This is a genomic window from Streptomyces sp. NPDC001292 (assembly GCF_042896465.1).
Classification (GTDB): Bacteria; Actinomycetota; Actinomycetes; order Streptomycetales; family Streptomycetaceae; genus Streptomyces.
This window is the reverse complement of record NZ_JBIAXG010000017.1, coordinates 25,477-37,458: the sequence shown is the minus strand read 5'-3', so window position 1 is coordinate 37,458 and position 11,982 is coordinate 25,477. Positions and strand designations below refer to the sequence as shown.

Below are 11,982 nucleotides of genomic sequence, written 5' to 3'. Positions count from 1 at the left end.
GGCCCCTCAGTCCCATTCCAGGCCGCCGCGCCGCCATACGTACGCGTACGCGACGAAGACGGTGAGCACGAAGAGCAGCATCTCCACGAGCCCGAAAACACCCAGGGCGTCGAAGCTGACGGCCCACGGGTAGAGGAAGACGATCTCGATGTCGAAGACGATGAAGAGCATCGCCGTCAGGTAGTACTTGATGGGGAAGCGCCCGCCGCCGGCCGGCGTGGGGGTCGGCTCGATACCGCACTCGTACGCCTCGAGTTTGGCGCGGTTGTACCGCTTCGGTCCGATCAGCGTGGCCATGACCACGGAGAAGATCGCAAAGCCTGCCCCGAGGGCTCCCAGTACGAGGATGGGCGCATACGCGTTCACCGCTCCTCGCTCCTCTCAGTCGGCACTGACTGCTGGCGGTCGCTGGGCTCACGGCTGCCTCGTCCGTCCCCCCGTCCCCGGCTCGTCCGGCCAAGATCGAGAACATGTGAAGCAGGTCACAAGCCCAACTGCCTCGCATCTTATGCCCGACGCTCTGTGATCTGCGACACGGGGTATTGCTTGAGCTTTGTGATCTCCACCACCTGACGAACGATCATCAAGTCGGATGAGCGGTGATCTTCGCACGCGAAGCACCTGTGTGATCACTACTGGTCACATTTTACCTCGTATTTGCAGGTCGGAGGGGGTGTGCACTATCAGATGCCCGGCGTCCGGCGCAAAGTGGCGAACAGTGTCAAGGCCTTGATATGGGCCTGCTTTTCACACATCAGGGGGACGGCGACGCGGGATGTGGACACGTTCACCCGTTCACAAGCCGGAGGCCGTGACGCACGAGGCCGCTCGGGCGGACTTTGCCTAATGGGGCTCAAGTGACAAATGGGACCTGTGAGTCAACCGCGCGGACGCGCTGCGGGACGGTGACCGTTCCGTGACCTCCATCACGTCCGCGAGAGAACCCTGAGAGCCGGGCTTGGCCAACGATCCACACGGATGGTAGGTCGAGAGCAATTCGGGCGTAACAGCGAAAGACCATGATCAAAGGCATGATCACGTGCGCCCGCAATGTCCGTTACGGCGTCAATAAGGAACCTCGGCCATGGGATTTGGCCGCCCCGTTGAGCAAATGTGGCGCACCACACGTTTCTTGAAGATATGAAGGAGCCCCTGGTACCGGTTGTTCTCATGTCCCACACCGCTCACATACGCAGCCACCGCAAGCCCCGCCGTAGCGCGTCGAGAGTCGCGATGCGGGCCGGAGTTGCCGGCGGCGTCCTCGGCACCCTGGCAGTGGCCGGCACGTCGGCCTCGTCGGCGAACGCCGCCGAGCCGGTGACCCAGACCCTCGAACTGCCCACCCTGACCTCCGACCTGGCCGCCCAGGTGGCCCAGTCGGCGGACGCCACGGAGCAGGCCGCCGCCAACTACCGGCTGGGCGCCGAGCGCGACGCGGCCGCCTCGAAGGCCGCGAAGCAGGCCAGGGCGGACCTGGCCGACGCCAAGAAGAAGGCGGAGGCCCGCAAGAGGGCCGCCGAGGCCGCCCGGAAGAAGGCCGCCGAGGCCGCCGCCGAGCGTGCCTCGCGCACGGCCGAGCGGCCCACGCTCACCGCCTCGGCGAGCGTCGGCAGCACCTCCACGAGCGTGTCCACGGCGACCGGTTCGGCCGCGGCGGTGGTCTCGTTCGTCAAGGCCCAGGTCGGCAAGGCCTACGTCTCCGGCGCCACCGGCCCGTCCGCCTACGACTGCTCCGGTCTGGTGCAGACCGCCTTCAAGCAGGTGGGCATCAGTCTGCCGCGCGTCTCCCAGGACCAGTCGACCGCCGGCACCCAGGTGTCGCTGTCCAACCTCCAGCCGGGCGACATCCTCTACTGGGGCGGCGCGGGCAGCGCGTACCACGTGGGTGTCTACGTCGGCAACGGTATGTTCGTCGGTGCGCAGAACCCGTCCACGGGCGTCGTCGAGCGTCCGCTGTCCTACGACCCGCCGAGCGGCGCGGTCCGGGTGCTCTGAGGACGCCCGCGCACTGCCGTACGGACTGAAGGGCCGCAGCCGCTCGGGGGCAGCGGCCCTTCCGGCGTTCCCGATTCGCCCGCTTCACCCCCTATGACGCGGCCGGGGCCGGCTCGTTCACGAGCCGGCCCCGCTGTCGTCCCCGCGGGTGCTCACGCCTTCGGGGCCACCTTGCTCAGGCCGTTGATGATGCGGTCCATCGCGTCGCCGCCCGTCGGGTCGGTGAGGTTGGCCAGGAGCTTGAGGGTGAACTTCATCAGCAGCGGGTGGGTCAGCCCGCGCTGGGTGGCGATCTGCATGACCTTCGGGTTGCCGATGAGCTTCACGAAGGCGCGGCCCAGCGTGTAGTAGCCGCCGTAGGTGTCCTTCAGGACGCGCGGGTAGCGCCGCAGGGCGAGTTCGCGCTGCGCCGGGGTGGCCCGGGAGTGGGCCTGGACGATGACGTCGGCGGCGAGCTGGCCGGACTCCATCGCATAGGCGATGCCCTCGCCGTTGAAGGGGTTGACCAGACCGCCCGCGTCGCCGACGAGCAGCAGGCCCCTCGTGTAGTGGGGCTGGCGGTTGAAGGCCATGGGCAGGGCGGCGCCGCGGATCGGGCCGGTCATGTTGTCCGGGGTGTAGCCCCAGTCCTCGGGCATCGACGCGCACCAGGCCTTGAGCACCTCGCGCCAGTCCAGTTCCTTGAAGGACCCGGAGGTGTTGAGCACGCCCAGGCCGACGTTGGAGGTGCCGTCGCCCATGCCGAAGATCCAGCCGTAGCCGGGCAGCAGCCGGTCCTGGGGGCCGCGCCGGTCCCACAGCTCCAGCCAGGACTCCAGGTAGTCGTCGTCGTGGCGCGGGCTGGTGAAGTAGGTGCGCACCGCGACGCCCATCGGGCGGTCCTCACGGCGGTGCAGGCCCATCGCCAGGGACAGCCGGGTGGAGTTGCCGTCGGCGGCGACGACGAGCGGCGCGTGGAAGGTGACCTCGCGCTTCTCCTCGCCCAGCTTGGCCCTGACCCCGGTGATGCGGCCGGTGCGGTCGTCGACGAGGGGCGCAGCCACGTTGCAGCGCTCGTACAGCCGCGCGCCCGCCTTCTGCGCCTGCCGGGCGAGTTGCTCGTCGAAGTCGTCGCGCTTGCGCACGAGTCCGTAGTCGGGGAAGGAGGCGAGGTCGGGCCAGTCCAGCTGGAGGCGGACGCCTCCGCCGATGATCCTCAGGCCCTTGTTGCGCAGCCAGCCGGCTTCCTCGGAGATGTCGATGCCCATCGCGACGAGTTGCTTGACGGCGCGTGGGGTGAGGCCGTCGCCGCAGACCTTCTCCCGCGGGAACTCGGTCTTCTCCAGCAGGAGTACGTCGAGTCCGGCCCGGGCGAGGTGGTAGGCGGTGGTGGACCCGGCCGGCCCCGCGCCCACGACGATCACATCGGCGGTGTTCTCGGAGAGGGGCTCAGTCACGGTCACGGCGGGATCTCCCCAAGGTTCGGAATCTGCGTGCCGACCGGCACTGGACATGGGCAGTCTATGCAGCAGAACTGATCACCCGGCTGAAGGGCTGCCCTCGTGAACCGAGCTCTCCCCGTCGTACGACTGCGTGTCCCCACCGATGAGGACGCCGTCGCCTGGCACCGGATCTTCGCCGACCCGGACGTCATGGAGTTCCAGGGCGGCAGCCCCGCGGAGCTGTCCGTCTACGAGGAGCTCACCGCCCGTCAGCGACGGCACGACGCCGAACGCGGCTTCTGCCTGTGGACGATGCTCGACGAGACCGGCCGGGTCATCGGCTTCACCGGCGCCCAGCCGTGGGAGCGGGACTGGGGCCCCACGGGCGAGATCGAGATCGGCTGGCGGCTCGGCCGCGAGCACTGGGGCCGCGGATACGTCACGGCGGCCGCCCACATGACCCTGGAGCGGCTGCGCGCGGCCGGCCTGACGAGCGTGGTGGCCATGGTCGACGCCCGCAACAAGCGGTCCATCGCGGTCACCGAGCGCCTCGGCATGCGCCTGGCACAGACCTTCGTGACGCCGGTGTCGCAGCGGCAGGGGCACTGCTACCGGCTGGAGCTGTGACACGCGAACGATTACCCTGGGTAATCGACTGTCACAGAAAGACACTCGCCGCTTCCGGGTGACACCCCTGGCCGGTTACCCTGCCAGTACCGCTGGGGGTGACGTCTGTGTACATGACACCCAAGACACCCGAAGTACGCGTGCCGCGCCTGGTCGGGCTGATGGCCGTGGACGCGCGCGAGACCGCCCGGGCCCAGGGCCTGCTCCTCAACGCGCCGGACCGCCCGGACTTCCATCTCACGGTCGTTGACCACGTCGTCCGCCAGTACCCGCAGCCCGGTGCCGAGGTGCCGCGGGACTCCATGGTGTACGTGTGGTTCGACTTCGGCACGGGCGAGGGCGGCGGAGGCGTCCGCGAGCCGCGCGTCCCGCGACCGCCCACGGGCGGCCTCCAGCGCGAACTCGACGAACCGGGCGATCCGTACGCGGTCAGTCCCGTGTGACGGTCGGCGCGGCCGTCAGCCCTTGAACCCCCGGTGCAGGGACACGATCCCGCCGCTGAGGTTGCGCCAGGCCACCTTCGACCAGCCGGCCGTGCGCAGCAGCCCGGCCAGCGCGGGCTGGTCGGGCCAGGCCCGGATGGACTCGGCGAGGTAGACGTACGCGTCCGGGTTGGAGGACACCGCGCGCGCCACGGGCGGCAGGGCGCGCATCAGGTACTCGGTGTAGACGGTGCGGAACGGCGCCCAGGTGGGGTGGGAGAACTCGCAGATGACCACCCGGCCGCCGGGCCGGGTCACCCGGTACATCTCGCGCAGGGCCGTTTCGGTGTCCTGTACGTTGCGCAGCCCGAAGGAGATGGTGACGGCGTCGAAGGTGTCGTCCTTGAACGGCAGCCGCGTCGCGTCGCCCGCCGTGAACGGCAGCCAGGCGTGCCGCCGCTTGCCGACCCGGAGCATCCCGAGCGAGAAGTCGCAGGGGACGACGTAGGCGCCGGCGCGGGTGAAGGGCAGCGAGGAGGTGGCGGTGCCGGCGGCGAGATCGAGGATCTTCTGCGCGGGCCGGGCGTCGACCGCCCTGGCGACCTCCTTCCGCCACCGCCGGTCCTGCCCCAGGGACAGCACGTCGTTGGTCAGGTCGTACCGTTCCGCCACGTCGTCGAACATCGAGGCGACGTCGTGCGGCTGCTTCTCCAGGGATGCGCGGGTCACCGGCCCATTGTGGCAGGCGGGGGTGGCGCCTGTCGGAAGTGCCCCGGCGGCACGGCTCTCGATGGCAGGCTCGGAACGCGGTTCCCGGACCGGAGGCATGTCCTCTCCGGTCCGGGATCCCGCTGTGTTTGGCTGTGTCTCGGTTCCTGGACGGACATCACGAGGGCTGGTGCATGCGCAATGAGGAGTTTCCTGACGCCGGCGGCCGGGCTCGCCTGCCTGTTCGCCCTGGCCGCCACGGGCTGCTCCTCGGTGTCCGACGGCACGTCGGACGCGGCCGCCAAGGCGCCGGAGTCCAGCACCTCGTACGCCCCGTACGTGAGCGCCACGACGGCTACGGCCACCGAGTCCGCGGGCTCGCCCACGACGTACAACCTCGCCTTCGTCATCTCCGGCGGCAGCGACTGCGCACCGCGGTGGGACGGCATGTCCGGGATGGACGACGCCGAGGTGAAGTCCCGGATCGCGAAACTGAGGAAGTCGGGCGCCACGGTGCGCGTCTCCTTCGGCGGGGCCTCCGGCAAGGAGCTGGCGACCACCTGTGACAACGCCTCCGCGCTGGCGGACGCGTACGGGAAGGCCCTGGACGCGGCGGGCTCGGCGCAGGCCGACTTCGACATCGAGGGCCGTACGCTGACCGACTCCGCATCCGTCGACCTGCGCTCCCGGGCGATCGCACGCCTTCAGAAGCAGCGCCCCGGGCTGGAGGTGTCCTTCACGCTGCCCGTCATGCCCTCCGGGCTGGACTCCCACGGCCTGTCCCTGCTGGAGTCCGCGAACGTGCACGACGTCCAGGTCTCGACCGTCAACCTCATGACGATGAACTACGCGGAGTCCTACACCGGCGACATGGGCGACTACGCCCTCACCGCCGCGAAGGCCGCCCACACCCAGCTGAAGAAGGTCTTCGGGCTCTCGGACGCGGCCGCCTGGGAGGGCATGGCGCTCACCTCGATGATCGGCGCCAACGACGTCTCCGGCGAGACCTTCACGCTCGAGGACGCGGCCCAGGTGCGCTCCTTCGCCGAGGAGAGGCGGATCGCCTGGGTCTCGATGTGGTCCACCTTCCGCGACCGGCAGTGCGAGAAGGGCGTCCCGTCCCGGGACGACGCGGCGACCGACTGCAGCGGGGTGAAGCAGAAACCGGGAGCGTTCGCCCGGGAGTTCGGCGGCTGAGGCGGGCGTTCGGAGGCTGGGACGGGCGGCGGCCTCAGCGCCTGCGGTGCACCAGGCGCCCCGCGCACACGGTGGCGAGGCAGGCGCCGCTGCCGTCGAAGACGGCGAGGTCGGCACGGCCGCCCTCCACCACCGCCGCCGGCCGGGGTCCGGCAAGGACGGCGACGTCGTTCCGGGCGGCGGCCTCCCGCAGTCCGGGCGCGTCCGCGTGCCCGGCGAGCACGGCCGTCGCGCCGAGCTTGAGGACCGCGTGGACACGCTCGCGCGGACTCGGCGCGTCCGGCAGCGGCCCTTCGTGGACGCGCGCGGGTCCGAGCACGCCCGGCCAGCGCCGCACGCGCGCGTACGGAAACCGCCGTTCCAGCTCGGCGAGCGTCCCCACGGCCGCGACCCGGGCGCCCTCGACGGCGACCGCGCCGCCCTCGACCGGTTTCGCGTCCCAGTCGGCGCGGACCTCGTCCGCCGCGTGAATCGTCAGCACCCGTACCTCAGTTGGAGGCGAGCAGCTTCAGCTCGGGGTGGGCCGTCCCACCCGCGATCGCCGTCGACGAGATGTGGGACATCACGCGGTCGTCGACCGGGTCGTTCGCCGGGTCGTCGTGGACGACGAGGTGCTCGTACGTCGTCGACCGCTGCGCCGGAACCCGCCCCGCCTTCCGGATGAGCTCGATGATCTCCATCCGGTTGGACCGGTGCTTGGCGCCGGCCGACGACACGACGTTCTCCTCGAGCATGATCGAGCCCAGGTCGTCGGCGCCGTAGTGCAGGGTCAGCTGGCCGACCTCCTTGCCCGTGGTCAGCCAGGAGCCCTGGATGTGCATCACGTTGTCGAGGAAGAGGCGCGCGATCGCGATCATCCGCAGGTACTCGAAGAGGGTGGCCTGCGTACGGCCCTTCAGGTGGTTGTTCTCCGGCTGGTAGGTGTACGGGATGAACGCCCGGAAGCCGCCGGTGCGATCCTGCACGTCACGGATCATCCGCAGGTGCTCGATCCGCTCCGCGTTCGTCTCGCCGGTGCCCATGAGCATCGTCGAGGTGGACTCCACGCCCAGCCGGTGCGCGGTCTCCATGATCTCCAGCCAGCGCTCCCCGGACTCCTTCAGCGGGGCGATGGCCTTGCGCGGCCGCTCCGGCAGCAACTCGGCGCCGGCGCCGGCGAAGGAGTCCAGGCCGGCCGCGTGGATGCGGGTGATGGCCTCCTCCACCGACACGCCCGAGATCCGCGCCATGTGCTCCACCTCGGAGGCGCCCAGCGAGTGGATCACCAGCTGCGGGAAGGCCTCCTTGATGGCGCTGAAGTGCTTCTCGTAGTACTCGACGCCGTAGTCCGGGTGGTGGCCGCCCTGGAACATGATCTGCGTGCCGCCGAGCTCGACGGTCTCGGCGCAGCGCCGCAGGATGTCGTCGAGGTCACGGGTCCACCCCTTCGCGGTGTCCTTGGGGGCGGCGTAGAAGGCGCAGAACCTGCACGCGGTGACGCACACGTTCGTGTAGTTGATGTTGCGCTCGATGATGTACGTCGCGATGTGCTCGGTGCCCGCGTACCTCCGGCGGCGCACGGCGTCGGCGGCGGCGCCCAGCGCGTGCAGCGGCGCGTGACGGTAGAGGTCGAGCGCTTCCTCGGGGGTGATCCGTCCGCCCGCGGCGGCACGGTCGAGGACGGACTGAAGGTCGGCCTTCTCGGTCACCGGCGTCCCTTTCGCAAGGTTCGTAAGGGGTTGTGGACAGACCGAACCAGCCTACGCCAGGCGTTTCGCGGCACGGACCTCAGGTTGCGTACGCGCCGATCAGGACGCCCGTGAACGCCCCCGCGAGCAGGAACGGCCCGAACGCGATCGCCGTCCTGCGTCCCGCCCGCCGTACGACGACGAGCGCGCCGCCGTACAGCGCGCCGAACAGGAACCCGGCGAAGGTGCCCAGCATGACGGTGGGCCAGCCGTACCAGCCGAGGACGGCGCCCGCCCCGAGGGCGAGTTTCACGTCGCCGAAGCCCATGCCGGCGGGGTTGACGAGGAACAGCACGAAGTAGCCGCCGCCGAGCGCGAACGCGCCGTACAGCGCGGTCGGCCAGTGACCCGCGTGCCCGGGGACCAGGGTGGCCAGGCCGAGGAGCGCGAGGGCGGCGCCCGCGAGGGGCAGGGTCAGCACGTCGGGCAGCCGCCGCACCCGGAAGTCGACCGCCGCGAGCAGCACGCCGACCGGCGCGAGCAGCAGCCAGACGGCGAGTTCGGGCCGCGCACCGGTGGCGGCGGCGAGCGCGGCGCAGACCAGGGCGGTGGCGACGGCTGCCGGCAGGGTGCGGGGCCCGTACGAGGCGCCGTCGCCGGCGGGGGTGGCTGCCGGGTCACCGGCAGGGATGACGGCCGGGCCACCGGCAAGAGTGGCTGCCGGGTCACCGGCAGGGGTGGCGGCGCACTGTCCGCACCGCCCGCGCCCGATCCAGCCCCGTACCGGATGCCCGCCCGGGCAGCGCCCCCGCCACGCCTCCCCCGACGGCACGGAGAACCGGTACGCGGCACGCGGCAGCGACGCGCCCGCCACCGCGCCCCACAGCGCGGCGGCGGCGACCAGCGGCAGCCCGGCTGTCGGCACGGTGCTCATCCCGCGGCGACGGCGGTGCGCCAGGCCGGCAGCAGTTCGTCGAGCAGGGCCTCGGTGCGCGGCGGCAGGCCGCGGGAGCCGCCGCGGCCGACGAGGTCGGCGGCGAGCGCCTCGAGGCGGGCGGTGTCGCCGGTGGCGTGCGTGGCGCGCAGCAGCTCGTTCCACAGGCGCTCGTCGGCCGGGGCGGTGCGCAGCGCGGCGTCCAGCGCCTCGATCGCCTTCTCCGCGCGGCCCTTCTCCAGGTGGAAAGAGGCCAGGGCGAGCCCGATGTCCGCGACGATGAGGGGCAGTTGGGCGTCGACGATCTCGTGGGTGAGCCACCGGTAGCGGCCCTCGGGCCGGTCGGCGAGCAGCGGTCCGCGCACCACCACCAGCGCGTCGGTGAGCAGCCGGCCGCGTACGGCCCGGCTGTCCGCGCCCTTGCCCTGCGTGGCCTCGTGGTACAGCGAGCGCAGCACGTCCAGGTCGGAGACGACGGACTTGGCGAGGGTGAGCCGCCCGGAGTCGTCCGTACCGAGCCGGGGGGTGCCGTCGGGGTCGGTGCCGAGCCAGGAACGCAGCCGCTCGACGAGCGCGTCCCGCACGTCGTCGGTGACCCCGCGCGGCCACAGCGCGGAGGACAGCACCCGCGGATGCACACCCTCCCGGTGCAGGAGCAGCAGCGCCAGCGCCTCGTGCAGCAGCGCACTGCGCTCGTCGTCCGGGGTGTCGAGACCGATGATCTCGTACGGGCCCACGAGCCGCGCGTACACCGCGGGCCGCCCCTGCTCACTGATGTCGACGAGGAACGGCGGGGTGGGCACCGGCCCGTCGGGCCCGCTCTCCGGGTCGGCCTCGACGAACAGCTCGACCACCGCCCGCTGTTCGGCGGGCGGCAACATCTGGGCGTCGAGTTCGAGCCCGAGCAGCGGGGCGAGCAGCCTGCCCTCGCCGGTGATCTCCATCTCCCAGGCGGCGCCGGGCAGTTCACCGGACTCGGTGCCGACGAGGTAGCCAATGCCCAACCGGGCGGCGTCGGCAGCGAGTTCGGCGAGCCTGCGGGCGTCCTCGGCCGAGGGCTCGGCGGCCAGCAGCACCAGGTGCGGGGCCCAACGCGTGTGCTGGGCGGGCCCGGTGCGGCCGGTGAGCACGGAGTCGTGCCCGGCGGCGCCCAGTGCGCCGCGACGCTGACGGGTCTCGGCCTCCATGGTCTCCAGCAGCGCCTCGATACCGTCCAGGTGGCGCAGGCGGTTGGGGGCGAGCGGGGTGAGGCCCTGGCCGAAGCCGACAAGGGTCACGGTCATACGGTCCGACCAGCCGTTGGTGGCGAGTTCGGCGGCGACCGAGGCGAACACGGCGGCCCGGTCGGCGGCGCGGCCGCTCAGCGAGACGATGCCGGGCACCGCCTCCAGGTTGAGCAGCAGGCGTGAGTCGTCCATGGTGCCGAGGCTGACGAGCCCGGGGTACGGGGCGGCGGTGCCGGCGTCCTCGTACTGCTCGGCGTCGGCGCGCGCCAGCATCCAGAACGTCTCGTCCTGCCCGGTCTGCCAGGGCGCGGGGGGCTTGCCGGCCGGCTGCGCGAGCTGAAGGTGCAGGTCGCCTCCGGTGAGCCAGGCGGCGTAGACGACGGGCAGCGGCCGGGACTCGGCGGCGAGGGCGGCGGCGAGCCCGCGCAGGGACCGGTCGAGCCGCCGTACGCCCTCGGGGTCGGCGCCCACCAGCAGCGCGTCCTGCACGTCCAGCGCGTCCCCGGTCGGGGTCGGCGGCTCCATGCCGCGCCGCCCGCCGACGGCACCGAGCGCCGACTGCCACAGCGCCTGCCGACGCCGGTGACCTAGTGCGCCGAGGAGACCGGCGGCGAGGAGCGGGGCGCCGAGGAGGGCTTCGGGCAGTCCGAAGGAACGCCCGGAGGAGGCGGGGGTGGCGGCGGTGCCGCCGTCGTGGTGCTGCCGCTGACCCTGCCCGGCGTCGGGCGCGGGCCGCTGGGCCGGAACGGAGGCGTGGGAGCCACCGCCCTGCTGATGGCCGCCGCCCTGGGCGTGCTCGCCGGTCTTGGCGTAGTCGTGGATCTGCTGCCGCACCTGCTCGGAGACGCCCGGCGCGCCGTCGGGCATCTCGACGAGCTCGCCGCCGTGCGCGTCCGCGGGCATCTCCATGATCCAGCCGGGCCGGATGAGGCTGGCCTCGGACAGCCGGGAGCCGTCGGGCTGGGCCCGGTCCTTGTTGAGCTCGTAGATCTCCTTGTACCGGCGCCCGTCACCGAGGTGCCGCTGGGCGATCTCCCAGAGCGAGTCGTGGTGGCGTCCCTCGGGCGGCTGGATCCGGTAGTACTTCGTCTCGCCCTGCTTGGCCTCCGCCTGCGCGGCGGCGCTCGCGGCCTGCTCGGCGACGGCCGCCGCGGCGTTCGCGGCCTGCTCCCGCTGCTGCCCGAACAGCCCGCCCGGCGTCTGCTGCGCGGCGGCGACGGTCCCCTTCTGGTTCCCCTCCAGGCCGTGCCCGAGCTGCGACAGGCCCGGCGTGAGGCTGGCGGCCGTGGCCCCGACGAGCAGCAGCGCGGCGACGAGCTGCCGCGCGAGCAGCTGACTGGGGCCGGCCCCGGGCACCCGCCCGGGCACCCCGACCCCGGAGAGCGCGGCCTTCATCTCCACGAGCACACAGGCGGTGAACTGCGCCCAGGCGAGCCAGACGACGACCGTCAGGATGTTCAGGAAGGTCTGGACGGTGATCTCCTGCTGGAGCCAGTCCAGGCTCGGCACGCCGTGCGGCAGCGGCCATCCGATCTGCGTGGCCAGCGCCAGCGGCACGCCGACGAGCAGGACGAGCAGGGCCAGGAAGGCGAGGAACGCCTTCACGAAGTCCCCGACCGTACGCCGCCGTACCCGCACCGGCTGCGGCGTCCGGTTCCTCGGGGCCGTCGAGCCTCCCGTCGGGTTTCCCGTCGAGCTTGAACTACGGCGTCGCGGCATGGCGGGTGTCCTGATGGTGTGTGAAGTGGGTGCGGTATAGGGGACGTACTGAGCCTACAGAGATCC

The 11,982-nt window shown here is 71.8% G+C and carries 11 protein-coding genes; 4 read left to right on the top strand and 7 right to left on the bottom strand.

Going from position 1 to position 11,982, the window contains the following annotated elements; genetic code table 11:
* Nucleotides 1-6: 6 nt before the first annotated feature.
* Nucleotides 7-366, bottom strand: coding sequence for an NADH-quinone oxidoreductase subunit A (locus ACFY4A_RS19420; protein ID WP_100569667.1), 360 nt, complete (start codon nt 364-366; stop codon nt 7-9).
* Between the two features lie 804 nt (nt 367-1,170).
* Between ACFY4A_RS19420 and ACFY4A_RS19415 the strand changes: the two genes are divergently transcribed.
* Nucleotides 1,171-1,995: a C40 family peptidase gene (locus tag ACFY4A_RS19415; RefSeq protein WP_390830622.1), complete on the top strand. Its 825-nt coding sequence runs from the start codon at nt 1,171-1,173 to the stop codon at nt 1,993-1,995.
* Nucleotides 1,996-2,147: 152 nt separating this feature from the next.
* On the opposite strand, the gene ACFY4A_RS19410 is transcribed toward ACFY4A_RS19415, so the two are convergent.
* Nucleotides 2,148-3,488 (bottom strand): geranylgeranyl reductase family protein, encoded by a 1,341-nt coding sequence (locus ACFY4A_RS19410; RefSeq protein ID WP_390830621.1) that lies wholly within the window; start codon nt 3,486-3,488, stop codon nt 2,148-2,150.
* Between the two features lie 48 nt (nt 3,489-3,536).
* Between ACFY4A_RS19410 and ACFY4A_RS19405 the strand changes: the two genes are divergently transcribed.
* Complete coding sequence (locus ACFY4A_RS19405; protein WP_390830620.1) at nt 3,537-4,043, top strand: GNAT family N-acetyltransferase; 507 nt, start codon at nt 3,537-3,539, stop codon at nt 4,041-4,043.
* A gap of 113 nt (nt 4,044-4,156) precedes the next feature.
* Entirely contained in the window at nt 4,157-4,486 is a 330-nt protein-coding gene (locus tag ACFY4A_RS19400; RefSeq protein ID WP_390830619.1) for a PASTA domain-containing protein, read from the top strand.
* A gap of 15 nt (nt 4,487-4,501) precedes the next feature.
* Here the strand turns inward: ACFY4A_RS19400 and ACFY4A_RS19395 are convergent, their stop codons facing one another.
* Nucleotides 4,502-5,194 carry a demethylmenaquinone methyltransferase gene (locus tag ACFY4A_RS19395; RefSeq protein WP_390830618.1) on the bottom strand — a complete coding sequence of 231 codons (693 nt, stop codon included), beginning with the start codon at nt 5,192-5,194 and terminating at the stop codon, nt 4,502-4,504.
* 180 nt (nt 5,195-5,374) lie between these two features.
* Between ACFY4A_RS19395 and ACFY4A_RS19390 the strand changes: the two genes are divergently transcribed.
* Complete coding sequence (locus ACFY4A_RS19390) at nt 5,375-6,370, top strand: chitinase (RefSeq protein ID WP_390830617.1); 996 nt, start codon at nt 5,375-5,377, stop codon at nt 6,368-6,370.
* Nucleotides 6,371-6,404: 34 nt separating this feature from the next.
* Here ACFY4A_RS19390 and ACFY4A_RS19385 read toward each other — a convergent pair whose 3' ends face one another.
* The 4 genes from ACFY4A_RS19385 to ACFY4A_RS19370 form a co-directional block, all read right to left on the bottom strand.
* Complete coding sequence (locus ACFY4A_RS19385) at nt 6,405-6,851, bottom strand: hypothetical protein (protein ID WP_390830616.1); 447 nt, start codon at nt 6,849-6,851, stop codon at nt 6,405-6,407.
* Between the two features lie 7 nt (nt 6,852-6,858).
* Nucleotides 6,859-8,058, bottom strand: coding sequence for a cyclic dehypoxanthinyl futalosine synthase (gene mqnC / locus ACFY4A_RS19380; RefSeq protein WP_390830615.1), 1,200 nt, complete (start codon nt 8,056-8,058; stop codon nt 6,859-6,861).
* Between the two features lie 79 nt (nt 8,059-8,137).
* Complete coding sequence (locus ACFY4A_RS19375) at nt 8,138-8,971, bottom strand: prepilin peptidase (RefSeq protein ID WP_390830614.1); 834 nt, start codon at nt 8,969-8,971, stop codon at nt 8,138-8,140.
* Nucleotides 8,968-11,916 carry a BTAD domain-containing putative transcriptional regulator gene (locus tag ACFY4A_RS19370; RefSeq protein WP_390830613.1) on the bottom strand — a complete coding sequence of 983 codons (2,949 nt, stop codon included), beginning with the start codon at nt 11,914-11,916 and terminating at the stop codon, nt 8,968-8,970. The genes ACFY4A_RS19375 and ACFY4A_RS19370 overlap by 4 nt, the downstream gene beginning before the upstream one ends.
* Between the last annotated feature and the right edge of the window lie 66 nt (nt 11,917-11,982).